The 24,463-nt window shown below is 48.2% G+C and carries 21 protein-coding genes and 1 tRNA gene; 3 read left to right on the top strand and 19 right to left on the bottom strand.

Going from position 1 to position 24,463, the window contains the following annotated elements; all coding sequences use genetic code 11:
• Positions 1-11: 11 nt before the first annotated feature.
• From ABKW30_RS11575 to ABKW30_RS11495, 17 genes are all read right to left on the bottom strand, one after another.
• On the bottom strand, positions 12-1,007 hold the full coding sequence (locus ABKW30_RS11575) for a DUF5309 domain-containing protein (RefSeq protein WP_348599085.1): 996 nt from the start codon (positions 1,005-1,007) through the stop codon (positions 12-14).
• A gap of 110 nt (positions 1,008-1,117) precedes the next feature.
• Positions 1,118-2,104 carry a hypothetical protein gene (locus ABKW30_RS11570; RefSeq protein WP_348599084.1) on the bottom strand — a complete coding sequence of 329 codons (987 nt, stop codon included), beginning with the start codon at positions 2,102-2,104 and terminating at the stop codon, positions 1,118-1,120.
• A 146-nt stretch (positions 2,105-2,250) separates the two neighbouring features.
• Complete coding sequence (locus ABKW30_RS11565; protein ID WP_348599083.1) at positions 2,251-2,496, bottom strand: hypothetical protein; 246 nt, start codon at positions 2,494-2,496, stop codon at positions 2,251-2,253.
• Positions 2,497-2,691: 195 nt separating this feature from the next.
• Entirely contained in the window at positions 2,692-3,117 is a 426-nt protein-coding gene (locus ABKW30_RS11560) for a putative Ig domain-containing protein (RefSeq protein WP_348599082.1), read from the bottom strand.
• Positions 3,118-3,151: 34 nt separating this feature from the next.
• On the bottom strand, positions 3,152-5,401 hold the full coding sequence (locus ABKW30_RS11555; protein WP_348599081.1) for a hypothetical protein: 2,250 nt from the start codon (positions 5,399-5,401) through the stop codon (positions 3,152-3,154).
• 211 nt (positions 5,402-5,612) lie between these two features.
• Positions 5,613-6,950 carry a terminase family protein gene (locus ABKW30_RS11550; RefSeq protein WP_348599080.1) on the bottom strand — a complete coding sequence of 446 codons (1,338 nt, stop codon included), beginning with the start codon at positions 6,948-6,950 and terminating at the stop codon, positions 5,613-5,615.
• 106 nt (positions 6,951-7,056) lie between these two features.
• Complete coding sequence (locus ABKW30_RS11545) at positions 7,057-7,368, bottom strand: hypothetical protein (protein WP_348599079.1); 312 nt, start codon at positions 7,366-7,368, stop codon at positions 7,057-7,059.
• 567 nt (positions 7,369-7,935) lie between these two features.
• The gene (locus ABKW30_RS11540) at positions 7,936-8,175 is read right to left on the bottom strand and encodes a hypothetical protein (protein ID WP_348599078.1); all 240 of its coding nucleotides are present in this window, start codon (positions 8,173-8,175) and stop codon (positions 7,936-7,938) included.
• Between the two features lie 480 nt (positions 8,176-8,655).
• On the bottom strand, positions 8,656-8,802 hold the full coding sequence (locus ABKW30_RS11535) for a hypothetical protein (RefSeq protein ID WP_348599077.1): 147 nt from the start codon (positions 8,800-8,802) through the stop codon (positions 8,656-8,658).
• Positions 8,803-8,820: 18 nt separating this feature from the next.
• On the bottom strand, positions 8,821-8,988 hold the full coding sequence (locus ABKW30_RS11530; RefSeq protein WP_348599076.1) for a hypothetical protein: 168 nt from the start codon (positions 8,986-8,988) through the stop codon (positions 8,821-8,823).
• 1,287 nt (positions 8,989-10,275) lie between these two features.
• Positions 10,276-10,737: a hypothetical protein gene (locus ABKW30_RS11525; protein ID WP_348599075.1), complete on the bottom strand. Its 462-nt coding sequence runs from the start codon at positions 10,735-10,737 to the stop codon at positions 10,276-10,278.
• A gap of 624 nt (positions 10,738-11,361) precedes the next feature.
• Positions 11,362-12,795 (bottom strand): hypothetical protein, encoded by a 1,434-nt coding sequence (locus tag ABKW30_RS11520; protein ID WP_348599074.1) that lies wholly within the window; start codon positions 12,793-12,795, stop codon positions 11,362-11,364.
• Between the two features lie 117 nt (positions 12,796-12,912).
• Positions 12,913-13,293, bottom strand: coding sequence for a hypothetical protein (locus tag ABKW30_RS11515; RefSeq protein WP_348599073.1), 381 nt, complete (start codon positions 13,291-13,293; stop codon positions 12,913-12,915).
• A 189-nt stretch (positions 13,294-13,482) separates the two neighbouring features.
• Positions 13,483-13,653 (bottom strand): hypothetical protein, encoded by a 171-nt coding sequence (locus tag ABKW30_RS11510; protein WP_348599072.1) that lies wholly within the window; start codon positions 13,651-13,653, stop codon positions 13,483-13,485.
• 200 nt (positions 13,654-13,853) lie between these two features.
• A complete protein-coding gene (locus ABKW30_RS11505) occupies positions 13,854-14,279 on the bottom strand; it encodes a hypothetical protein (RefSeq protein WP_348599071.1) in 426 nt (141 codons plus the stop codon).
• 133 nt (positions 14,280-14,412) lie between these two features.
• The gene (locus ABKW30_RS11500) at positions 14,413-14,829 is read right to left on the bottom strand and encodes a hypothetical protein (RefSeq protein WP_348599070.1); all 417 of its coding nucleotides are present in this window, start codon (positions 14,827-14,829) and stop codon (positions 14,413-14,415) included.
• Between the two features lie 1,982 nt (positions 14,830-16,811).
• On the bottom strand, positions 16,812-17,882 hold the full coding sequence (locus tag ABKW30_RS11495) for a site-specific integrase (protein WP_348599069.1): 1,071 nt from the start codon (positions 17,880-17,882) through the stop codon (positions 16,812-16,814).
• Between the two features lie 55 nt (positions 17,883-17,937).
• Here ABKW30_RS11495 and ABKW30_RS11490 point away from each other — a divergent pair.
• A tRNA-Val gene (locus ABKW30_RS11490) sits at positions 17,938-18,012 on the top strand.
• A gap of 269 nt (positions 18,013-18,281) precedes the next feature.
• Here the strand turns inward: ABKW30_RS11490 and ABKW30_RS11485 are convergent.
• Positions 18,282-19,172 carry a DMT family transporter gene (locus ABKW30_RS11485; RefSeq protein WP_348599068.1) on the bottom strand — a complete coding sequence of 297 codons (891 nt, stop codon included), beginning with the start codon at positions 19,170-19,172 and terminating at the stop codon, positions 18,282-18,284.
• A 63-nt stretch (positions 19,173-19,235) separates the two neighbouring features.
• Here ABKW30_RS11485 and ABKW30_RS11480 point away from each other — a divergent pair, with 63 nt between their 5' ends.
• Entirely contained in the window at positions 19,236-20,135 is a 900-nt protein-coding gene (locus ABKW30_RS11480) for a LysR family transcriptional regulator (RefSeq protein ID WP_348599067.1), read from the top strand.
• Between the two features lie 116 nt (positions 20,136-20,251).
• A complete protein-coding gene (locus ABKW30_RS11475; protein WP_348599066.1) occupies positions 20,252-21,163 on the top strand; it encodes a DMT family transporter in 912 nt (303 codons plus the stop codon).
• 32 nt (positions 21,164-21,195) lie between these two features.
• Here the strand turns inward: ABKW30_RS11475 and ABKW30_RS11470 are convergent, their stop codons facing one another.
• A complete protein-coding gene (locus ABKW30_RS11470) occupies positions 21,196-24,156 on the bottom strand; it encodes a type III effector HrpK domain-containing protein (protein ID WP_348599065.1) in 2,961 nt (986 codons plus the stop codon).
• Positions 24,157-24,463: the final 307 nt, after the last annotated feature.

Here is a 24,463-nt window from a genome sequence, read left to right as displayed (position 1 = left end):
GTTTGCTAGCATTAGCTGGCCGAAGTAACACCGAAGATGTCAGCAACGACACCGTGAGCTGCCTCGTTCTTCATGATGAGCGTATACTCAACGTTCAGAACACGGTTCTCAGCATCACCAGTCTTAGCAGCTTCATGCATCTGGATGTCGTCGAAGATACCAACAGCAGCCTTGTCTGGGTCAATAACCAAGACGTTGGATGCAACGGCAGTCGAGTACGACATTACGCGGTTAGGGATTACGTCAAGGACACCAAAGTCCGATACGTACATGTCAGCACCAGCAAAGATAGTAAGCTGAGACTTGCTACCCTGGCCCTGATTAGAGCGGAGGTCCGCAATACCGGAGAAGCCAGAGAATACAGTCTTGGCGTATGGTGACAGCATGACAGTCGTAGGATTGCCACCGGCAACAAACGTCTGCATCAATACATCATCAAGTTGAGTCTTAATGAATGCACGCTGAGTACCAGCACCAGCAGCATCTACAATGCCTGTACCAGAATTGAAGCCACCATCCGTACCCGTAGCACCACGGTTCGTATTGGTTTCAAGCCAAGCAGCGAAACCGCCAAGCTGACGAGCTGTACCAGCAGCGCCGGCAACCGAAGCCTTATTCGAAAGGAGAGCAAGCTCCATATCGCGCTTCAGTTCTTTGCCCTTCTTCTGGAGTTCACGCTTCAGTTCTGACTTACGGCCAGCTTTGAGCGTCTTGTCCTGCGTACGAGTAACCGAGATAACTTTCTCAGAAATCTGAGTATAGTTACCAACGCGAGCCGTAGCGGCAAACTCGGTAAATGCCCACTCGTTACCTTCGAGAACAGCATTAGCACCGGGAGTCGCAAGGACATCTGTCTGCCATTCAGGGTGTACTGATTTGACTGGTTCACGACCAATCAGGGTCGAGAGTGGAGTCTCTTCAGGAGTAATCAGATAAATAGCTTCGGCAAGCTCTTCACGATTGCCAACTGCTTCATATGTGTCAAAAGCACCAGTGACCTGAGCCATGATGTTATTCCTTCTAAAATGTATTTTTGAAAATGGTTAGGTGCCTTACTCTTTCGAGCTGGCGGGAAATGTATCTCAGGGGATACTTATTAGATTTGAGTCAGGGTTTCTTAAAGGAACTTATCCAAGACTCTATCGAGGGCGTCGCTATCTTTGCCCCCAGATTTGCGCAGACGGTCTAGGTCAGAACGCACAGAAGGCTTATTAGACCTTCCCTTAGAAGTAGGACTAAGCGGGGGCTTGCCCTTCATCTTCTGTACTGCTTTCGGCTTGTTAGCCATTATCTTCTGATATTCAACTACGTCTCTAGCAAGGAGTAGAAAGCGGTGGTCAAAAATATCAGCCACGTCTTCCTCGTCAAATCCATACTTTGATACAGCTCCAATAATGTCTTTATTAAACCGCTGAGCGACCTGTGGGTTTTTCAGTTCAGGCATCATCTCGACTGCTCGGTTTGCCTCTACACTTGCCCATTGGGCGAAGGCTTGAGTCTTCTGAGCTTCCTGAGCTTCCCCCATCTGCTTCTTAGCATCAAAAAGTCTTGCGACCTCATTCAGCCCCTTGTCGAATACAGCTTTCTGTTGCCAGTATGCGATAGGGTTTGTCATAAGCAGTTCGTGAGAAGGTTCATCAGGAATTGACGCCAGAGTAATCTCTAGTGCCAAGTCTAGTACCTGTTCCTGTTGCGCTAGTGCCGAAGACCGAGATTCGAGTTCCTTACGGTTTGCTGCGATTTCTTGAGTCTTCCGGGTATAATCTGCTTCCCTGAGATTTCCTCTTACCAATTCGCCAACGGTCGTCACAGAACCATCAGGGAGCGTTACCTTACTGTCATTGCCAGCAAAATACTCCTCACCATCATCTTCTTGTGACTCATCTTCAGAATCTTCATCGGAGTCATCATCCTCATCGGCTTCATCAGCTTCAGGGGCAGTATCTTCTTCATAATCCTCTTCACCATCAAAGGCTTCAAGGATATCATCTTCTTCCAAGTCATTTTTCTCTGCTACATGTGTTACAGAGTCAATTCCAAGAAAGCCGTCTAATAGCGTATCTGCTGAACGCTCAGTTCCCGAAGGAGTACTGTTGCCAGTCATAAAATTTCCTTTAAAAATACAATAGGGTAAAGTTTGCTCCCCCTATGGCTTTAACAAAGCCTTGCTAGACATCTTTGATGTCGTAGGAGAGTCTATTGCCTATCTAATAATTGGTTGTGAGTATCTATCCTTAATACAGATAGACATTAAGCAACGATACGCTTAGTCGTGTCTTTGCTATTAAGCTTGACGGACCTAAGATAGCCTTTTACACCCTTAATGGTGTTAATCCGGTCTATCAGCATCCGCCTCTTCTTATCCGAAGCCCAAAATGGAAGCTTCAGTAATTGGTTATAAGTGTCTTCTTCAGCCTTTTTAAAAGCTTCATCCAACAAAGGGTCATTCAAGAGTTGTTCTGCTCTGTCTGCCCTTTTCTGTACATCTGTCGTCATGTTTGCTCCTTAGCTGCTTTGCAGCGTTGACGGCCTAAGAGGCAGGGCCTCATAACGCTTCCTTGGAAGCTATGGCCTATCGACAGATAGGGGAAGTAGCCCTTCTGGGTGCGCGTGTACTTACTCTGAAGTGTGTCTCAGACGACAGAAGGCGTGAGGGGCATTGTTAGTTAACTTGTCTGCGACTTCGTAGACTTAAGCAGCTCCGACTACGATATCGAACGAAGCAAGGTCTGCTGTCTGCTTCCAAGCGTCTGTCACCCGAACAGAAAGGTCTGCATAGGTTTCAGCAGAGTCAGCAGCAAAAGTACCAGAGACTTCACCAGAATCGGCATCCACAGTGATACCCTCAGGCCATTCACCAACGAGGGAGTAGACGTAGGGAGCAACACCGCCAGCACCTGATACTATAAAGCCGTCATAGGCCTCTTCTTCAGTACCAGTTTCGACAGGAGTACCATCGATAGTCACGACTGGAACCTTCTTGGCATAGTCCGACCAGAAGCCGAACTTACCGTTCTTAATCGCAGTAATAGAAAGCTCTTCTACCTCACCACCAGCCTTAGCGTAGTCACCGAGAGCAGAAGGGCCACCAAATTTATATTGGTCATTAATGGGCATATATTTTCTCCAAAGAGATTGGTTGTTTCTGAGATTATTCGCTTAGGTCAGCACGCACTATGTTGGTATCAAAACCACCCTGAGCGCCTTGTAAGATTTTCATTTCATTAGCTTCACGAGTAAGGTCAGCCTCAATAGACATCTCTTCGCGACGAAGCTGAGCTTCTAGGAGTGAAACCTCCTTCTTATGCTCAAGTTCGAAGGCAGATTTCTCACGAGCGATTTTCATGTCCATCTCGTGCTTTTCACGCATAGCTTGGATTTGCATAGCGTTACGCTCACGCTCAGCCTGTAGCTCAGCTGCCATCTTCTGCTGTTCAAGCGCAAAGTCGGCTTTCGCCTTCTCTTGTGCCAACTGCAAATCAGACTGTGCTTTCTGCTGCTTCACCTGCATCTCAGCCTGAGCTTTCTGGATTTCTGGGTCTGGCTGCTGTTGCTGGGGTTGTGACAGTTGCTGAAGTGCTTCAGGAGAGATTTCATTGAAGAACTGGTCAGAGTTTTTAATGCCAGCGACCTCAACCATCTTTCGAAGAGTATTGACGTATTTATCAATAGTGACGACTAGGTTATTAGGCCCGAGCTGCTGGAGAATCTGCTCTTGCTTCTGTGCTACTTGCTGAAGGCCCATAAGGTCTCTGTCACGAGAACCAGAACCAAGCCCAACGGATACACAAGCATCCATGGAAGCATTCCAACCACGAGGGTCATATTCAATCCACTTGTTCCGAAGACGTATGGTACGCGGACGGTCTTGGTTTTGAACGATTAGCTTCAGAAGGCACTTAAAGAACCTCTTGAACCCCATTTCAGCGAAGTTACGAGCGATAAGCTCAATTTTCGAATAGGAAGCCGACTGAGCGGCGTTTACAGCCGTAGCGGTCTGATGCTGCAAACTGTCCATATCAAGCGCCATAGTGGCCTTGGAGGCCCCTGTACGGCGTTCTACGACCTCATCCATGTACTGGAGGCCCTGAAGGGCTGCACCGGCTGTAAAAGGCACTGCGGTCGTATAAACAGCGGAAGCGGGGTCGCCATTGACACGAATAACGTTACCAATACCCCGGTCATACAATGCTTCGGGGTTATTAATTCGCTCTTCGTCTACAACACGGTCCGGAATATTCGACTGATAGAGGTTATTGAGCATCTGACGAATAAGAACCGTCTTCACTCGCTGAACATCTTCTACTTCATTGAATACCGAACGACCAAGCCAACGGTGAGGCACTGGTTCTGCGATAAAGTCAGAGAATGGATAGTCACCTTCCCACTCCTGCCAGTCGAGAACTTGACTAGTCCCTGAACCACCCATGAAAACCTGAATGGTTTCAGCAATACCATCGCCGTTATAGTCACACTTGACATAGGCTTCGATTATTTCGATTTCATCGGTTGAACTGTCGATACCGGATGATGTCCAAAGTGAGCCTATTTGCTCCCTACGAGATACCTGTACGCGGTCAAACGACAAATCCCCACCAAAGGCAGGGAGTGAATATACGAGGTCTTCATCAAAGCCCATCTCGATAAGCTCTGAACGGGTCAAGAATGACCGCTGAGCAACGAACTTAGCGTCTTCGATACAAGTAGCTACCGCGTCAATAAGAAACTCTTCCGGGGGAACTACGACAACCCTCAACGAGCCTGTAGACTCAACCTTCTTGATTTTAAGGTTGTAGAGGGTCGTTACCATTGGAGGTACGGCAGGAAGTTCACCAGTACCAAAGGGGTTCTCAGGGGCGTCCTGTTGGACTACTTCCTCAAATTCCTCTTGCTCCAGGACTTCAACGCCTTCCTCCGAAAGGATAAGGCTTGCCTGCGCTTCTGTAAGATTGTGGAAGATATGGACGGTGGCTTTTTCAGACGGTTCCCACCAATGCTTTACAACACCGTTGCCATGCAGCAGTGAGTCATAGAAGACGCCATTGAAAATACGATAGCCGTCTAGGTCGTTCGTAAGGATGTAGTTGATGTAGTCACTAGCCTGAGCAGAAGACTCTTCATCCTCTGGGCCATGAGGTTCGTAATTGACGAGATTATCTCCTGCGAAGAAGACTCTCATCAGGCCGGGCAGAATCCAACCTATAACGTCACCGACATCAGAGGATGTTATCTGACTTGTACCTTCGTCAGCCGGAACATCACGAAGCTCACCACGGACGTACTCAATAGCTTTTACTCGATTGGAGCGGTACTCTTGCCTATCGTAATCTATCGAACGGGATACGTACTGTTGTACTAGACTCCCAATCTCATCTTCTGTGAGTTTCTTTCTCTCAGCCATTAAAATTACTTTCTAAAAATTCCTGAAAAATACTTCAGCAAAGCCGCTAATCGGCAGCTCTTGTTATGAGTTATGTCTCGGTTGAGATGTTTGGGGTACTTGAGCAAATAGACGAGCTTATAATTAAGCTTGAACCTGTTGTGTCTTAGTGCTGTAAGAAGTTCTATTAGTACCCATACGACTAGTATTTTACGGATAAGTTTTCCAAGCACTATACCAGTCCAGAAACATACTTACTTTTTGTCTTGCCTAGATTATCCCAGAAGCTAGTTCTCTTGGCCCTAGCCTCTACATTCGATACGACTGAGTAGCGGAACGAGTCAGCGCCGTTAGAAGCCCAGTTGTGTAATGGCTTGTTCGAAAGGACTTGCATCCTTTCATTGTATTGAGACTGGTACATTTTGAGGCACTCTAGACCTCGTTGACATAGGTCTTTGTCGAACCAGCAACGGTTCAGCATGGTGCGTACTAGTTCAATATCGCCTATGACAGACTTACTCTTTTCGAGTGCAAGACAGGTGAGTCCATGCCCTCTAAGAAACTGTGTTCTAGACTTACCAGACTGAAGCTCACGAGCATCAGCATCGTGGGGGAGGTAATTCATCTCGATTGAGTATGAGAGGGATTTTATCCAGTCCACATAATGAGAAAGCTCTTGGTTGGCGTTCTCGTAATAATTTATATAGTGCCTCTCGTTACCGATAAGCTGGAAGACCCAGATAGCTGTAGTATCATTGATACCCAAGTCCCAAGACGTATAGACAGGTACTGCCTTGTCATAAGCGACTTTGGTGATACGGCCTTCAGCATCGGCTGCTTCAATCAGAGAACCATAGTAGGAACCTTTGATTGCTGCCGAAAAGGAACATTCAAACTCCTGTTCGTACTGTTCTGGAGTCATCATCTGCTTAGCGTCATGTAGCTCGCCAGCAGAAAGGATACCCGTCTCAGAAGCCTTGAGAGTTATAGAGAACCATTGGTCAGGCTGATTCTTAGCTTGCTGATAGATGTCATAGAAGAAGTTCATCCCCTTAGGAGTACCGATGAACGTAGCCCAACCTTGGCGGTCAGCTAGAGCCGGTCGAATAACCTCAGGCCATGCGCGAGGGTCAATATCACCAGCTTCATCGATAATGACACCATCGAAATAAATACCACGCATACGGTCGTAGTTGTCAGAACCATATAGGCGAACAACAGACTTGTTAGGGAAGATACAGGAGAGGTCTGACTCTCGGATTTCAGTACCGGGTATCTTGGAAGCAAACTCTTTAAGGTAGCCCCATGCTGTGTCCTTGGCCTGAGCGAAGGTAGGAGCTATGTAACCATATCGGGGGGCAGGATAATCCCTAGTATTCGCTAAGGCATAGTCTACTAGGTCAGCAATACAGGCGACAGACTTGCCAGCACGACGATGGGCTAGAATACAACCCCAACGCTTGGTACGAGAGTGGAAAGTGAGGAATTGGTCACGAGGGACATAGCCCAAATCTATTTCTGTAACTTCACCTTCATCATCTTCAAAATCTTCTTGTTCTAAATTACTCAATAAGATGCTCCTTAGAGCACCCAAAGAGTACTCTTAAATTAGTCCGTATCGATGTGCGAAAAGGGAAAAATCTATAGTTGTGAGAATAAGTTTGGCCCGAAGTCTATCAATCATCTTTCGGAGCTTCTCTCTGGACACCAGTAATGATACGCATAGTCGTCTTTACGTCTGAATTGACTTCAGTCGGTATCAACTTAGCGAGTATCTGCATAAAGGTCTTAGGGTCAGCCTTCGCAACAGCTACCAGATACTCAACACCACCGACTTCATCGAAGGCGAGCTTGACAGCTTCTTTCAGAGTCTTGGTAATTTTGTTCTTAGAGCCTTTACCTCGTCCGGGACCACCAGTAACGAGATACTCACCAAGGTTACTGTTTTCCTTCGACTCTTCAGCGGTCTTTTGGGATAAATTACTCATAGTAAATTCCTTAGTAAAAATTGTCTTCGAAAATAGGTTTGCAGGTAGATAGCAAGAGGTTTAATAGACCTAGGAAATATGATACGATTAGCATCAATCTTTAGAGGCATAGCCTCGGGGTACGATTGGTATTCACCAATCTTTAAGGACTTGAAAAATACCCCTCGTAAATACGGGGGTAGGCGGAAAACTTTTAAATATAAATTCTGGGGGTGCCCGCCCCTCGCAAGTAAACCTCTAGTAAACCTACTGTCTATTCTTTTGGTTTTATTTGTCTCACCCTGTCAAGCCCGGTGTTACACTTGAACTAAGCTTGTCAATACATTTCTTATACTTAACTGCAAGAGAAGGGACAAAGGGAAAGGAGAAAGGTAAGTCCGAGGATTACGTATGTCTCTTATAGACTTGGCCGCGTCCTATCCGAGGGACACCCGGAGGGGAAACATAGCAGGTGGCCTTTGGCCTAGAGCTTACGTAAAGGTAAGACAGGACATTAGACAAAAAGAAACCCGGCACTATGGCCGGGGTCCTATCTGATATGTGTCACAGTGTAAGGTGACTATGTGCTCAGGCCTGAGGTTCAACCCTCCAGCAGCCGTAGGTGTTATCGTCTATCTTTCGAATAGCGAAGGACTTGCCTGCTGCTTTCTTCCGGTATGCTGATACGGCAGCAGTTACACGCTTGAGTGCATCTGGTTCGAACTTAAAGGCATTGCCTACTTCCATCTGTTCGAAGGGGTAAATGCTATCCCTTGAACCACGAGCACGGTTAGGCATTTCTAGGTCGTTTACGATTTCGAATGTCATTGTCTTAGTTCCTTTCTGGTATGAGTTATGAATGTGTATAGCCATCCGTTTCGATACCGAGCCACATTCCAAGCCACGGCACCATGATGCAGTCCCATCCGGGTTGCACTAACTTACGGAATTGTCTGTATGTTATCGGCTTATGTCCTATATAACGCTGGCTACTAACAGTTTTACCATCGTATAAGTACAAGACACCTCTGTCATATACGCTCTTCAAAGCTAGGCGTTGTGCTCTAGTTATTGTCATGACACTCCCTCGATATCCTCGAAGGTGAAGAGCCAACCATTGATGAGAAGATACTCTTGGTTGTCACAGTCCCAAGCCTTAAACCTATCGTCTAGGTCAGCCTCAGGATTAATCATTAAGTGTAAGTCGTGGGCACCACTGGAGGCTAAGACCTCTTTAGTGAAGCCATCTAGTACTGCTACGTTGTCGGTCACTTCGACAATCCTTTCTGATACACTTACTAGCTTGGACTAAGCGACTGCAACCAGCACGATAGGGGCAAAGAAGATTGTTGCTGCTAGTCCTAAGCTGAGTCCGTCTTCGCTCTCTGTGAAGAGCAGTGAGATTAGAAGGGATATCCAAGCCCATACGAAGAGTGCGATTAGTCCACGTATCATTTCTATTTTCCTTTCTGATTAGAAGCCGCAAGCACTCATAAAGCGCGGACGGTCAAAGCGTGGGTTATCCTGTTTGAGAAGGTCGCTAATGTCTGCTGCGAGTTCATAGAAAGACCTATCAAGAGCTTCCTTTTCGGTCTGTCGTTTGAAGGCAGAGGCCAGCATAATGTAATGCTTCTTTGTCATTGGCTTTTACTCTCCCATGACCACGAGGACTAAGAGGACTAGAAACACCATTCCGAAGAGTGGCAATCTAGACTCGTCAATCCTGTCTGAAGACTGAGATACGAATTGCGCGAAACCAAAGCTTGTAGATGACCACAATGTTGCCATTGGTTCATTCCTTTCTGATAATGCTTCGAGACTATAAGGTAGGAGAGAGAGGGTAGATTGGGTGGCGCATTGCCTAATAAATTTTCTACAGACACTCTCCCCTATATATTGCAGCTCATATTATTTTTGATGCTGCTATCCCCTCAGGACACAGACGGTCACAGAGGGGCTTTAGGGGTGTGACTAGTCTGAGGGACTCGGAAAACACTAACGCTCTTCCTAGGGCAGCTATGGGCCGAAAAGAACAACAGAAGAACATTGATGTTCTGGAGTATCCTAGGATAAGCCCTAGGAGACACGTAAGTTTGACTATTCCGTTTGGTTCTATTTGGCCTAGTTTCTAAGTCAGACGTCAGCCAAGTGGCTTCCTTGAAGACACGTAAACTTAGGAATTCTATTTGGTTTGATTTGGGCGATAGCCTACAGCCCCTCTGGGAGGGAGGCTTCTTAGATATTATATTAGTAAAATGAAATTTAGAGTGTGTGCCTTAGGGTGTTGACACCGAAGAGGGTAATATCCGTTCGGTTATTGGAAAAATATTAGATAAGTCCTATAATTATTCATAATCTTATATTCGCTGACGACTCGTTCGTCTAGGTTCTTTGCATCACCCCTAGGCCATAGGCATATTCGCTGGCGCTCATGCGTCTAGCTGCATAGCAGCGTCAATGGCTTTCAGCCCACCCTTGTGCCGTAGTGACGCTTCGCGACTTACTTATAGTATCTCTTTAAAGGTTTTGTTATTTCGTTATGAACATCGTAGAGTACATACTCTTGGTAAATAACTTTAGGGAAGATAACCCCTCGTATCTCACCCTCTGTACCTCATCCATATTCTCTTTCTCCTATCCCCCTATAGTCCCCCTTTCCTCTTTCTCCTTTTCCTTCTCCTAGTCTCCCTCTCTTCTCTCCCCTTCAGCCCTCCTCCGCTTTCGGTCCTCTAAGCTAGGGAGCGGGTCAGGGATAAGAACAATAGTTCGGGAAGCTTCATCTACCTCGCAAACAACAAAAACCTCTGCTGGTCCTCCATTCCCCACTATCAACACTGGATAATCCAGATACGGGATGTCATTCCTTCTGACATTCTCTGCGAGGATATCACCGTTAGGTCTTTTGTATGTCCATGTTGCCTTATCCACTTACATACCTATGAGTTTGCAGTTCCCGTTACGGTACTTAGTCTGAGCGCGAGACTTCAGTATGTCCTTGCTACTGGTCCAGTCCTCTGTGTTTAACGAGACAATGCCACTAGCGTTTACCTTAGCTACTTCGTCGTATGCATCATCAGCTACTTTAGAATAGACTTTTCCCAATACAAAATCGACAGTTGGGCCTCCACGGTTCAAACTCCAAACCATCGGAACCGTGTTTGTATATTCCTCAGTAGGGAATTTGCCATCTTCGGCGTCCTGTAGGAATTGCCGTCCAGCCTTCACACCGTAGTCAAACAACCGTTGCGCCTCTTTGAGGTCTCCGGTGACATCTGCCCACATAGAGCATTTGAAGGCAGAGATTGCAGCGATTGAGTTTTGCACATTAGCAGCGCTGGCTGACATCCCCAAAGCGAGAGATATTGCAAATACGGTAAGAAGTCTTTTCATTTTGGTGTCCCCTTTTTGAATACCCTATTCGTTCCTTGGAGATTTTTCCATCGGTAGTATGGGGGCTTCGGGGTCATGTCAGTGAGTGTAGGGATGAACGGTATAAAGGTCATTGAACTTTGCGATTGCTTCTCACGAAGCTGAGATACGAAGTTCATAATTGCTTCCTTTGAAAAGTTAGTCCGGTTACCGGCGTCCGGGGTGACCTATATCGCTGTCACGGCCAATAGCGCGAGGTGAGCCATTGGGGGTTATTTTAAGCGATTGCACTCAAGTGGTACGAATCCCTATGCTTAACCCTTCTCGCTCAATTTATGGGTACTCCGCTCAGCAAAGGGAGTGTATTTAATCGTCCTCGCTGATGCAGTTTGCTGGTCCACAACGTCATGTGCAGCCCAGTCAGATAATTTCCTATCTTTTTGGAAGACTGGGATGTCTGTTTTCGTGTCGAGTGATTGGCGAACAACATGGACATAATCGTCCTCGTATCCCTCGTCCTGGAGAAGCCGACAAAGAGGGCCAATAGGGTCCTTTCGACGTTTGCCATCGTTCATATCCACCAAGAGGCCTGAAGCAGCGTGACGGGCACCATATGAGCCGAATAGAGCTATCTCTATCGTCATACTACTTGCTCAATCGGGCTTGTACCCAAGCAAGTCTGTCCTTGAAGGGGACCTCCTTGAACATATAATCAAGGTCTTGTGGACTAAGCTGCTTTAGAAGGTCACGAGTAATAGGGTTGAGCTTAGCTTCACCGACAGAGGCTTTCTTACCGTACTTTTTAGCCGCTTCATCACGAAGCTTCTTTAGTTCGGAATCATGCTCCGCCTGAGTGAATTTACGCCCATGTTGCCCTAGGATAGACTCATCAGGGAGGTATTCAGCATCTCTCAGATACCTCTCAGAAACGACATCGCCATCTGTCTTACCGGGACCATGAAAGCCTTTGACCTTACCCTCACCCTGAGTAAAGGAAACACCCTCAGGAATACGGTTACGAATAGCTTCCTCGTAGACCTCATCAAGGGCAGACATTTCATCAGCGGGACCATTCCTCTGGATATCGTCTAGGACATCCTCAATCCAATTCTCACTCTTCTCAGGAGCACGCTTCAGGCGAGAGTTTGCATGGAGTGTATCGCCTTGAAGGTCATAACGCTTGTGAGGGTCAGCGGATGGTTCGATAAAGTTTTGGTCATATAGGCGCTTAGACCCATCAGCATTCACAATTTCCTGGGTGTTGAATCTGTCTCGAAGTGTAGGTGGCTTTCCAGCACCCGGATTCTGACCAGCTCTTTTCCTAGCGTGGTAGGATACTGACTTGTCTAATGAATCAGACTTCTGTCTCTCGGTAAAAAGACGAGCAGCAGCTTCTCTACGGTCCTTCTCGGTAAAGGGACGGTCTAGTTGCCCACGAAGGAAAAGCTCTTCATTGAGGATACGGTCTGGTTCGGGTGCATAGCCCGAAGGAGAGGAAGTAAGTTCGTCTACGAGGTCATGTTGAACTTCTGTATTGGCAAGCTCATCGATATCATCGGAATACTTCCCGACAATCTCAGCCTCTTTGGCCTTGGTAGACCCTACAGGACGGCCACGACCTTTGACCTCAACGCCAGCAGCTAGTTCAGCCTCACGTTTCTTAGCTCGTGCCTCGGCTTGCTTGGCTGCTTTGTATGCCCTGAGTTCTTCAGGGGCCATGTCCTTGATTTTCTTTTTGGCAGCAACGCCAAGGGCCTCAGCTGCACCATGGCCGACTTTCTTGATAGCCTTGCCAGCAACATCACCGACGCCCGGTATGAAACCAACCAGAGTACCAGCAGCGTTGATACCAGCACCTAAGTAGTCACCATCGTCATAGGACCGCTTAGTCTCTTCAATTCCTACGACATCACCTAGGCCGGGAACGAAGTCTACGACAGAACCTACCGTATCCGCTATATCGTCTTCGTCGTAGTCAAGTCCTAGCTGCTTTAGTAGTCCGGCGACTTTCCGGCTTACTTTATCTCTGATTGAAGGGTTAAATGGCTCTTCAGTGCCATCTGGGCTAAAATGTTTCATTAAAATTACTTTCTAAAATATGTCAGATTGACACTAAAATAACGTCAGCGGACGCTCACAAAATAACTTAGAACCTGCCTATAGATGGTCTAATGGACCTTAGGTTTCTGGGTCTAATTAAATCTGAATTTGCTTCTCTAATTTCTTCTGTTCGTACCGGCGTTTCATATAGGCGCGCATGTACTCTCGACCCTTAGTTTCATACCAATTCTTCTGAGACTGAAGCTGCTTCTCTCGAAACTCAGGGTCTTCGTTACGGCGCTTCTTCATATACTTCGCCATAGAGGCATTCTTAGCTGCCTTTAGCTCTTCATCCGTGTGGTACTTCTTAGGGCGACCCGGACTCTTAAATTTGAGCCTCTTGGGGGTCCAAACATTATCGTAGTCAGGGGCGAATGTATCCTCAAGTGTGTGAGTACTTACTACTTCAGCCAATACCTCTTTGCCGGTCTTAGGAGTGTCTGTACGTTCTACCTCTACTTCCTCATGCTCTTTCATATGGAAAACTCCCTTTAATGCTGTGGTTTAGAAACCGACCTTTCGAACCGGCTGCTAGGAACAGCCCAAAGACTTCTGCCGAAACACCCTTGTAGATATACCGACCACCACGTTTGAAAGTCACAGTTAGGGTCTGTTGCTTATTGCTGAAGGCTACATACTTGATTGCTGTTGAACTTACTGAAGGCATTAGAAGCCCTCAGAAGCGAGATACATCTCTACAAGCTCGTGGTGTGCAGCTTTAATATCAGCAGCATCAGGGTCTAAGTCGAGGGACAGTGCAAAGGTAGAACCGTCTTGACTGAAAACCAACCACCAAGCCTCGTCATCTATGTGTGATTGAAAACCATCTTGTGTCATAATAATCTTTCTCAATATGAAGCTAGGAGGGAAGTCCTTTACGACCTCAACACCCCCTAGCCATCTGTCAGTTAAAATTTATAGGTTCTTATATTTACGCTGATATAGATAGATAAAGAGGTCCCTCAGTATGAGACGAGACAGCCCTATGATGAGAAGGAGGAGGGAAATAACGAACAGCAAGGGAATGACGTACCCCATCAGTGCTTGCTCGTCTGCTCTTGAACATGGTCGCACCACGCGGAGAGTGCATCTAGGTAGTCGTCTAGCCCCTCAGGACATTCGACCCATTTCTCCCAAATACCGTTCTTGCACTTCCGATACGCATAGACCTTCATCGTATCAGTCTCGCCATAGACCTGCATACAGTCTTGCTTAGGTGAGTTTTTTGACAGGGCCTCTAATGTAAGTCTCTGTCCTGTCGGGAGGTCGCGAGTACCTTTCCACTCCGTAAAGAGTACGTAGCCCTTATACTCGACCACCCCGTCTATGTCTGTCATGCCAAGCTGCTTATAACCCTTAGCCTGCATCACATCTGTAGTGCGAAGACCCTCTTGGAGCTTAGTAAAATCTACAGGGCAATTGTTATTCTTGTTTCTAAAAGTCTCAATCTTGGAATAGCTCATTGTGAAATCTTTCTGATAAAATAATTTGATGAAATCTCCTTCCGGCTTGCCGCTGATATGTCCCGTAACCGGGATGAGCTTTGTGTGGGAAAGGTGCGTTTGAAAAGTTTAATTAAGACGCTGTGCTATAGTCCTAAGTCTGGCTTCGCTTGACCCACTGGTGGACCGCATTGACCAATCCTTGGGCATTGCAGGGAGTCCAGCTGACTTTGGCCTTGTCATCGTCTCGGAGACTAAGCAGACCGCCGTGAACTATCGTAATAAATTCTGGTATCTGGTTGTCGGCATCGCCAGCGACGAAAATATAGGTCAACTGGGGTGAAACCTTGGTTAGCTTCTTGGCATAAATAATCTTGCCTTCTGACTTCCACGGCTCGTCTACCGCCTCAATATCCAGCCAGTCAACGAACAGAAACTCGTTTCCTGAGTCAATGGTCATGTCGATATTGGAAACGCCAAGGAACTTAGTCCTGCCGTCTGCCTTCTTGACTTTGAGTGCGTCTCCGAACATGTCGAAGTCGAAGGCCTTGTTATTGTGGACTGCGTTCATCTTGTCGTCCTTTCTGGTTTTGGTACTCTTCTTTCGACCAAGCCTTCTGACGCTCCCGGAACTCTGGGTCATTGGCATACCTATCCCTGATATATCCTCGCCTGTATTCCTTGACTGCCTCTAGCCGGGCTTCTGTACTCTCGTGCTTCTGACAACGATACGTCACGGTATCTTCAGTCTTCCGGCGGTAAGCAGCTCGCTGTGCAGCCTTGCGCTCCTCGTCTGAGTTATATTTCCTTGGGCGACCTAGTTTCTTGGGTTCGTTAGTTATATTTGTCATAGTTTTTCCTATCTGAGATTTTCTACAGTATTAAACAGGGTAATTTCCCTCCTATATATTGCAGCTAATATTATTCTAATCTCTGACAGAGCATAGCGCGAAAGAAAGAACAGCACTCAGGGTTACGCCCAGTGAGGTCATGGGCGAGCAAATAGTTAGGCCGAAGGAAAGAAAGCTCAAGGGTGTGGTAGGAACGGTCCTGACACCTTGATGCCGAAAAAGAAAATATCAAAGGAGGGACATAGGAATTCAGAATCTCTGAAGCCTATAACTTTAAGTACCAACTCTTTAGGAGAGTACCTTTAGCTTAAAGAGATTTTATTTAACGGTATGTGCTGTACGGTTAGCACTCTTTAGGAAAGTATCCTTTCGTACAGTACCCTTAAGTGACTTAAAGGTATTTCTATTACCTAGTGTACGGTACGAAGAGTATCACTCTACGTATACCTACAGTATCTCTATAGGTATTAATACGGGTAGTAATAGTGCGCCCGCGTACGTGCGTACGTGAGGGAAGTACCCAATAGGCCATAAAATCCTCATACAGCCCAGTACAGAGCGTTTCAGGCCCTCAGGGGTATGGATACACCCGAAGGGCCCTTGAAGCTCGCCCTGAGTCATTTATGGGGCAAAGAGAATTCGATTGGGATGAAAGATGGAAGTGCTGAGCTAAACGTGCATCCCAGTAGGTGGGCAGGAGCATTTGGAGGTTTGACTTTCGACAGTCTGTGCAGCGCGTTGCCGTCTGCAAACCAATGACCCTGTAGCTGGCGCATAGCACCTTTTTGATATCTCCGGGAAAGTTTCCCGTTATCCAAGCGAGCTTGTCTCGCCTTACTCACACTTCCAGTCTAATATTATTGCACATTTCGACTCCATTGTCAAGTAAAATCGTACAACGTGTAGAATTATTCTGACGGGGAAATTATTGTTACCCAGAAATACTTGGAGTTATTGCGTAGAAAACCAATAATTCTTCACCATTACTTGGGATTTTTGTATGGTGTCTTTACTTGATGACATTCGTATCGAAAGTTGGGGAAGTGTTTGGCGGACTGAAGCGTAAACCCTCTAGCTTTATCAAAGCAGTCTTCTGCTCTCGTGTAAGTTGTCCCATACGGGTAGGGAGGCTCACTTGCATTGAGGGTGTTACTGATAATCAGAACCCATATGAATTCCATCGACCTTCCCTCCCTACTATCGCGGACCATAGTTAAATCTGTCGAAAAGAAAAAGCCCCCGAAGGGGCCGAAGAAAGTAGCGGGAGAAAAAATCCTTATTTATATGACCTTTTCTTCGGTCTAAGGGCTATTCCCCTAAGGCTTCCCGACACTAGAAGCGGCAAGATTATTGGACTATTTTAGACGCCAGCAACCGTACGTTTCGTCATCAATTCTCCGAACTGTGAAACTTTGGTCGGTGTGCTTCCGCTTATATGCACTGACTGCCGCATTGACCTTCTTGAGGTCGCCAGCCGGAAACGTAAATCCTGCATTGACCTTCATTTCAGAGAACTTGTACCTGCTGGTTCTGGTAGAGACTGGGAGCGGAAGGTTATCTACCGGTTGATAGTGATTTATTTCTGCACCCTCAGCTGGTATTGCTCTTGCTGCTCTAGCCATAGTACGCTCCTAAATTAAATGTTGCGAATAAAAGTTCTATAATCTACCCGCAACATTAGGTCAAACTGACTATTGCAACTTTACAACTCTAGGCTGGAAGACAGTTTCTTTAGATATGCTGGAGAGAACCTAGCATAGACTCTTTCGGTTATAATCGTATTAGAATGCCCTAGGAACTGAGATATCTCGTGCATTGAGTGTCCATCCTCAGCTAACCATACCGCAGCAGAATGTCTTAGCATATGTGCAGTAAATACAACGCCTGTAGTCTCTGATAATAGGGCTAAGGAGCGCTTCAGGGTCTTTATAGGCTTGCCTCCCCACTCAATGACATAACCCTCTGTACGACCCTCTGTACGATTGGCAAAGGCAACAGTAAGAGCATCTTTAAGTGTCTTGCTCATAGGAACAATAGCCCTACCCTTCCTTCGTCCCATTCCCTCAATACGAAGGTCTACTTGTTCTCTCTCAAAGTTAACCCTGTCCCATTTTAACTGCAAAGCTGCTGATAGTCTGGCACCTGTAGAAATCATAAGTAGGACTGCTAGCCGAAGGTGAGATAAATGAGCTGGACAATCTCGAAGAAGTTTCTGAATTTGTTGTCTGGTAAGATAGTCTTCCTTTGGTTCTGGCTTCATAGGCTTTTCAATATAAGGAGCTTCAGGGATGAGTTTATGCTTCTCAGCCCAACGACAAACCATCCTTAGGTGGCCTAGTTCAGTCCAGATAGTTCCATCTTTCCGGTCCTTAGCTCTTCTGTCTGCTGTATATTCACGGCAATGAGCTACCGTTATCTCCGAAGGTAGTTTATTTCCGAACATAGGTTTCAAGGCCTTATGAGTGTATTTCAGGGTTACACAAATAGGCTTCTCAGCGTTCTCTCTCAAATACACTCTAAAGACATCATCTACAGAAAGAATAGGCTTTTCAACAGGTTGTGCTAACTCTGCATACTTTGCAGGGGCTAGTTGTTCAGCCTCTTGGTAGTTCATTGAAAGTTTGTACCGACGCCTTGCGTTACCTTCATCCCATGTGAGACACCACCAGTCGTGAAGACGGGTAATACGGTACGCCTCAGGAGAAGGTTCTGCGACGTAGTTCCCTTGGGTTTCCGAACCTGTAGTAGTATTGACTTGCTGAATATCAGACATATAAGAAGCTCCCTTAGTCCTCGTTGGTTTCAACGAAGTCAAGGAACCGGCAGATGGGCGTGTAGCTCAGCGGGAGAGCACTACGTTGACATCGTAGGGGTCACAGGTTCAATCCCTGTCACGCCCACCATCTGACCCTTCCAGGTATCCACGTTAAAATTTGTACACTAGGCATTATTGCAGACATGCGGTCTTGGCTATCGCAATCCGCCCAAATAAAGTGCGGCGATCAAAGCCCAAATTCCGCCCCTCACCTATCTGCGCATCAAAACCTCATGCCGATCGTGAAATGATCCCGCAAAACGTATCGATGCAAGTCTGCTCAAATGCGGATGTAGACGACATTTGCCAACAGAACGATTCGGTGGCTGCACAGGCCATGACTATCACCGTGCTGTTTCAGCGACGTCCCCAACTATTCACGACTACAACCCCGCCGAGTGCCAGCGCACCGCCAAGTATGGTGTTTCCTTGTGGAACTTCGCCAAGCAGGAGCCATGCCATTCCGACCGAGCATGGCGGGATCAGATACAAAAACTGTCCAGCCCTTGCAGCTCCAAAGTTCTTGAGTGCGTATGTCCAGCAACTCTGACCGATGATCCCTGGGCCAATTGCAAGAAATAATACCATGAGTAGCGTATCGGGACGTGCGTTCAACGCTTGCGAGAAACCAGCAGGTAGCCAAGGTATGAGCGCAATAGCACCGGCAATTATAACGAACGCCGTTACGTCAAGCGTCTTGGCTCTCTTGAACAAGGGTCTCTGAAGCGTCGAGTAGGCAGCCGCACAGGCAGCTGCCAGCACGATTAATGTCGAACCCGTACCAAATGACAGGCCGCCGGGCTGCCCGGCGGCAATGACTGCAACGCCGGTAAATCCCAACAATGTTCCAACCCAACTCCAGCGGCTGAAGCTCTCTTTGAGAAAGAGAACAGCGAGCAGTACCATGAAGAGCGGCTGCGTGTTCACGATGAAACCAGCAGCGCCAGCTGAAACGGTTGCCTGCCCGGAATTGAGAAGAATATTGTACGCGGCAATGCCAAGAAGGCCACTAAGGGCCAATGTGGCATAGTCGCGTCTCAGGAATGAGTTGGGCCTGCGCCATGCTATCCAGGCGATTGCCAAGATCGCCGCTATAGCGAAGCGGATCGAGGCCAACGGCAAAGGTTCGATTTCGCGAAGGGCATAGCCGATTGCTGCAAACGATGAAGACCAGGTGAAGACCGTGCCAGCAACCGCAAGCGCAGGAAGTAGCACCGCCGGGACTGAGTTTGAACTAAGTTTTTCCATATGAGCTGTGTGACATAAAAGCAGCTGTTGACATAGAATGTCGATCTGCATTCAGATGTGCCTATGACGCACACCTTACCACCGCTTGAAGCTCTCGAAGCAGTTTTATCGGCTGCCCATCTGGGCTCGTTCTCGGCAGCCGCAACTGCGCTTGGCATCACTCATGGGGCCGTGAGTCGACGCGTTGCCTCCGCAGAGCATTGGGCTGGCTTTCGCCTTTTCGCGCGGCATGGGCGCGGCGTTCGACTGACACTTGAAGGTGAACGCTTTGCAGCGCGCATCGAACTTGCAATAGCAATGCTCCAAGACAGCCAGGATAAAAACAGGTCGCACCACGGCCTTGATACGGTCCGTGTCAGCGTCGTCCAATCCTTTGCCCGGCTTTGGTTGATACCGAGACTCAAGTCACTTGAAGGGTTTCCGCTCGATCTTAGAATTGAATTGGAAATAGACAATCGTCACATGACCCTGTCGGACGCGAGGATTGCCATACGGCTGGGTCAAGGCGGGTGGCCAAATGCAGTTTCCGAACCTCTGTTCAATGAGGTCCTACAGCCTGTCGCGTGCAGAAGTATTGCGGAGGATATCGGACCAACTCCGGAAGCAGAAGACCTTCTGCGCTATCCACTTATTCACGACGCATCTGAAACCGGTTGGCGGGTCTGGCTGGCGGGTCAAAATCTCACACATGTGGCAGAGGGGAAAGATCGCCTCTTCTCAGGCCATGATTTGGCCCTGCTGGCCGCTGCCTCGGGCGTTGGGATTGCCTTGCTACGCAGGCCCTACGGCAGCGAATTTTCCAATCTGTTGGGGCTCGTTCCCGTTCATCCGGCTGTCGTTGATAACTACGAACGGTTCCACATCGCCACGCGTCCGGGCCCCCGGCACGCGACGGTGGAACGCCTGCTCAAACGTTTTCGTCGACAAGGCGCCAACCACGTAATACTCAAGGGAACTTCTTAATCTGGAATTGAAGAGAAAACTTTCTCCAGAGGTTGCTAATGCTGGCCCCTACCTTTGCATGCAAAGGTAGCTTAAGGACTGGTATTACAAACCTCCTCGGACACACGTGCACTTTCATGAAAAGCAAAACCCTGGGATATGTCTTCGTTCTGTTGGCTGTCACGATATTCGCCGCCCAGGATGGGTTTACCAAACTGCTGAGCGACAGATATCCCCCTCTCATGGTCACGATGATACGGTTTTGGGCGTTTGCTGGCTTCGTCATCGTGTTGGCTGCGACATCTCCGGCAGGGTTGCGAGGCGCTATGGTCACAAAGCGCCCTTTTCTGCAGATCGGGCGGGGCCTTTTTCTAGTGGCGGAAATCGTCCTCGTCGTCTTTGCCTATAAGACGGCTGGGTTGGCTATGAGCCAGTCAATCCTTCAGGCGGCGCCGCTCCTCGTCACTGTACTGTCCGTGCCGTTTTTGGGGGAAAAAGTCGGGTGGCGGCGTGGTATTGCAATTGCGACCGGGCTCTTCGGCGTTTTAGTGATCCTCAATCCGGTTGATGTGCATTTCGATATCAGCTTGCTGCTCCCGCTTACCGCAGCATTGATCTACGCGATATACAGCGTCGCCACACGCGCGGTCAGCCGGTACGATTCTTCGGTAACCAGCGTTCTTTACGCTGGCCTTGCAGGCGCAGTTGCCGTCTCGACAATAGGCCCATTTTATTGGACGCCAATCGCGGCTCACGACTGGTTGCCAATGGCGGCGCTCTGCATATGCGGAGCGGTGAGCCACTACTTCCTCATAAAAGCGTATAGCTTTTTAGAGGCAGTCGAGGTTCAGCCGGTAACTTACGTTCAGCTTGTACTCAGCGTTGGCGTTGCGGTTGTTTTCTTTAACGAAGCGATCACATGGAATATGGTTCTCGGGGCCTTGATTGTTGTTGGTGCCGGTCTGTTCACGGTGTGGAGAGAACACCGCTTGGGCAAACGCGGAGCATATCTCGACCAGAAAAGGAGCGATGGTGAGGGACCGGCCTAAGCCGGTTCCAAGACGCAGCTTCACCTTTCGCTTTACGATGCTATACCGCTATCACTATCCGGCCAGGCATCGTCCGGAACATCGTAGATATCACCGTTTGGAACACCATCAATCTCATACTTCGTCAGATAACTGCCGAGCAATTCGCCAAAATTATCAGCCCTTGTCTGTTGCTTTCCTTCCTCGATCAATCCCGGGAGCAGCATGGCTATGGCACCCACACCAGCGGCGGCCAGTCCAAGAACACCGGCCGCTCCTGCGATCGGGAGCGCTCTCAAGACACTAGGGGCAAATACTCCCAAACCACCTTCCACGGCAGAAGCGAGACCGGCAAGTGCCCCCAGAGAGCCGGCTGTGATACTGATGCCACCGCCAACGGTATCGCCTTTGCGGATCGACTGAACACCGTCGAATATGCCATAGGCACCCGCGACGATACCAGCGAGACCACCAACGCCCTTGGCAGCATTCTCAGCGCGGCTCCAATTGTCCGTAAGACTCTTGAAATTCGCATCGGACATCTTGCCGATTCTTTTTCCGATGGCGGTATCAGGATGTTTATCAACGACATCTTTCAGGTATGTTTTCCAGGCTTTGATCCCACCTTCGGTTAGAAGGGTTGCGGTCTGAATAGACCCGGTCGTTATGTCGACTTTCTGCCTTTCAGTTGGGTTTCCTCCACTCTGGACACCCTTGGAGATAGTAACGCCGGCCATGAAGAGCCCACTGACACCATGAAGAACGCCCTTGTCCGCTGCCGCCTTGGCGGAAGGGCTTAACAAGCTCGGGCCAAGTTCGGCGAGCGATTTCGTTCCCTGGCGCAACACATCCCAAGTGCCCCTGAAGCCGGACAGTATCTGATCAGGTTTTGCTACTGTCCCATCCTGATTGACCAAGAGCTCGGGATTGTCCTTGCTGATCTGTTCGATATAGGACTTTACTTTTTCCTCATCCAACTCATTGCCGCCATTTTGACCGAACGCCCGCTTCAGATCGTCAAATGACGCGTCCTTGAACGCATTATCCTTCGCGATATTGGAAAAATTATCGTTCAGCTTATTGTCGAACTTCCCGGTAAACTCAGGATCGAGCGCAGCATTATAAAGTGCAACCTCTGTGCTGAATGCACTGGTTGCTTCCTCGAAAGTGTTGTCCTTGAGCAGTTCTTTCAAACGATCGCCAGACGCAAGAGATTTCTCGTAGAAATCCTGGAAGTCACTCTTGTGTTTGGAATTGTTGACGGCGTCTTGAATTTCCCCCGGCTTTTCGAATCCGAGCGACTCCTGGAACATCTTTGCTGACCCGTAGAATTCGGCAAGCGCGCCTTGCTGGTCGGTCTTGCCGTCTTTCGTGTTTGTTTCCCATAAGTTATCGAGAGCCTTGCCGGACTTGATTTCGTCCTCATAGGTTTTCTTTAGCGATTCCTTCAGGCCCTTGTTGTCGTCCAGCAATGCGTTCATTTGCCTGGAGCTGGATTCATTGAGGTACTTCACTACCTCGGGGTCTTTTTCGAGGATGCTGATATGCTCATTGAGATCCTTGAGCACTTCCTGTGGATCGGGATGGGTGCGGGCGCGATTGGCAATGCTGACCTTTGAATAGTCATCCTTCCACATCCCCGCTTCGGCACCTTTGACGATTAGTTGCTGGGCGGACAACAGTTCCTGAAGGGCAGCGGCCTTTTCTTCTTTTGAATGTTTATCGGGATTTTCGAACAGATCTTTGTTCAGCTTGCTGGTGTCGGTGCCGTGCACTGCACTTCCATTTGTTACCCCAGAGAGGAAGGTGATGGCCGACGTTGCATCCTTTGGAGCCTGTTTTGAAAGCCAGTTCTTCACATCATCCTTGCTGAGATCGCCATCCGGCTTGAACTTCAGCGGGTCTTTTGCCGTTTCTATCTTGTCGAAGGCACCCGGCTGCGACCAGAAATTAAGCGCCTCCTTGACTTCATCGCCGATCTGGGGGTTCTCATCCTTATACTTCTTGAGGGCATCAGCAGTCAGCCGATCACCCGACCCGGTTTTTCCTTTAATCGCATCATAATTTTCATCAAGGATGGCGGCATATTTGGCGATGGTCTTTGACGTTTCGTCAGCGTCCGGATTGGCCTTCAAGAAGTCCTTGTAGCTACCGATCTCATCGGGCTTCTTTACGTCTTTTATGACTTCAAAACCGTACTTTCCAAAATCCTGGAGGCGGCCTGCTTCGGTTCCATGCTTGGCCTCACCGCTCTTCGTGAAGCCATCAATACTTGTATTGGATACATCGCCTCCTGACAGTGCATTTCCCTTGTCGTCATACATTGTAATGCGATCAAGAATCTGGCTTGCCCTATATGCTGCGTTTGCGTCTTTATCAAAATCGCCAACACGCTCCTTAAGCATGTCCTTGACGCCGCTCTGGTTTCCCAGATTGGCGAGGAGTGGAGAATCTCCGATTATATCCTGTGCGGAGCGCTTGTCGTCTTGAGGCAACTCCCATTTTATGCCTACCTTCTCAGCCTGCTCACGGGCCTCCTTGTTGTCACCGACAGATGACACATCGTTGAGTTCACCCTTCAGATTTGAAAACCCGTACTTGCCAAAATCCTGAAGACGTCCTGCTTCAGTACCGTGCTTCGCGTCCCCACCCTTGGTAAAACCATCAATGCGATCATTGTCGACATCCTTGCCTGCAATCCTCTCGCCATTCTCGTCGAATCGCTCGACGTGCTCCAGAACCTGCACTGCCCGAAACGCTGCGTCGGCGTCTGTGCCGATATTGCCGCCAACTCTTTCTTCCAGCATATCTCTGACGCCGCTCTGATTGCCGAGATCGCGCAAGAGTCGTGTATCGTTGATTATATCCTGCGCTGATCGGTTATCACCTTTTGGCCGCTCCCAGATTATGCCGGCATCCTTGGCTGATTTCTGAGCTTCTTCCCATTTATTCGCAGTTTCAGGATCGACGGTGGCTAGGTTCGAATGGTTATTCGGTGCGCTGACTTTCGACATGGGGCACGCCTTTCCTGTCTCTGTGACGGTTGGTGCTGTAGTATGGAGGGTCGCACCAAGCTTAGATGCCCGTCTGTGAACTGCATGTGACATGCATCCATATTATCGCGTGCTCTGCGACAAATACTGTTTTCAGATGTGATGAAATTTTGTTTGCCAAATGCCGGTGAGCACCAGGCGGTTGGATGTCCCGCTAAAAACCGCCACTAGGCTTCAGACATTGAATTATTGATTTCCTTGCGGAACCTTTTGAATATCAGTGCGCATTAGTCATGCCTATTCAGCTGCAATCACTTAAATCGAAGGG

Source organism: Phyllobacterium sp. SB3 (assembly GCF_040009165.1).
Classification (GTDB): Bacteria; Pseudomonadota; Alphaproteobacteria; order Rhizobiales; family Rhizobiaceae; genus Phyllobacterium.
This window is presented reverse-complemented; position numbering and strand designations above follow the sequence as displayed.

What these genes read in the sequence shown, in the direction of transcription:
- ABKW30_RS11575 (WP_348599085.1), bottom strand. Translation starts at nt 1,007, where the DNA reads ATGGCTCAGGTCACTGGTGCTTTTGACACATATGAAGCAGTTGGCAAT.
- ABKW30_RS11530 (WP_348599076.1), bottom strand. Translation starts at nt 8,988, where the DNA reads ATGACAAAGAAGCATTACATTATGCTGGCCTCTGCCTTCAAACGACAG.
- ABKW30_RS11545 (WP_348599079.1), bottom strand. Translation starts at nt 7,368, where the DNA reads ATGAGTAATTTATCCCAAAAGACCGCTGAAGAGTCGAAGGAAAACAGT.
- ABKW30_RS11510 (WP_348599072.1), bottom strand. Translation starts at nt 13,653, where the DNA reads ATGACACAAGATGGTTTTCAATCACACATAGATGACGAGGCTTGGTGG.
- ABKW30_RS11555 (WP_348599081.1), bottom strand. Translation starts at nt 5,401, where the DNA reads ATGGCTGAGAGAAAGAAACTCACAGAAGATGAGATTGGGAGTCTAGTA.
- ABKW30_RS11570 (WP_348599084.1), bottom strand. Translation starts at nt 2,104, where the DNA reads ATGACTGGCAACAGTACTCCTTCGGGAACTGAGCGTTCAGCAGATACG.
- ABKW30_RS11500 (WP_348599070.1), bottom strand. Translation starts at nt 14,829, where the DNA reads ATGAACGCAGTCCACAATAACAAGGCCTTCGACTTCGACATGTTCGGA.
- ABKW30_RS11505 (WP_348599071.1), bottom strand. Translation starts at nt 14,279, where the DNA reads ATGAGCTATTCCAAGATTGAGACTTTTAGAAACAAGAATAACAATTGC.
- ABKW30_RS11475 (WP_348599066.1), top strand. Translation starts at nt 20,252, where the DNA reads ATGAAAAGCAAAACCCTGGGATATGTCTTCGTTCTGTTGGCTGTCACG.
- ABKW30_RS11515 (WP_348599073.1), bottom strand. Translation starts at nt 13,293, where the DNA reads ATGAAAGAGCATGAGGAAGTAGAGGTAGAACGTACAGACACTCCTAAG.
- ABKW30_RS11525 (WP_348599075.1), bottom strand. Translation starts at nt 10,737, where the DNA reads ATGAAAAGACTTCTTACCGTATTTGCAATATCTCTCGCTTTGGGGATG.
- ABKW30_RS11565 (WP_348599083.1), bottom strand. Translation starts at nt 2,496, where the DNA reads ATGACGACAGATGTACAGAAAAGGGCAGACAGAGCAGAACAACTCTTG.
- ABKW30_RS11520 (WP_348599074.1), bottom strand. Translation starts at nt 12,795, where the DNA reads ATGAAACATTTTAGCCCAGATGGCACTGAAGAGCCATTTAACCCTTCA.
- ABKW30_RS11495 (WP_348599069.1), bottom strand. Translation starts at nt 17,882, where the DNA reads ATGTCTGATATTCAGCAAGTCAATACTACTACAGGTTCGGAAACCCAA.
- ABKW30_RS11485 (WP_348599068.1), bottom strand. Translation starts at nt 19,172, where the DNA reads ATGGAAAAACTTAGTTCAAACTCAGTCCCGGCGGTGCTACTTCCTGCG.
- ABKW30_RS11540 (WP_348599078.1), bottom strand. Translation starts at nt 8,175, where the DNA reads ATGACATTCGAAATCGTAAACGACCTAGAAATGCCTAACCGTGCTCGT.
- ABKW30_RS11560 (WP_348599082.1), bottom strand. Translation starts at nt 3,117, where the DNA reads ATGCCCATTAATGACCAATATAAATTTGGTGGCCCTTCTGCTCTCGGT.
- ABKW30_RS11480 (WP_348599067.1), top strand. Translation starts at nt 19,236, where the DNA reads ATGACGCACACCTTACCACCGCTTGAAGCTCTCGAAGCAGTTTTATCG.
- ABKW30_RS11535 (WP_348599077.1), bottom strand. Translation starts at nt 8,802, where the DNA reads ATGATACGTGGACTAATCGCACTCTTCGTATGGGCTTGGATATCCCTT.
- ABKW30_RS11470 (WP_348599065.1), bottom strand. Translation starts at nt 24,156, where the DNA reads ATGTCGAAAGTCAGCGCACCGAATAACCATTCGAACCTAGCCACCGTC.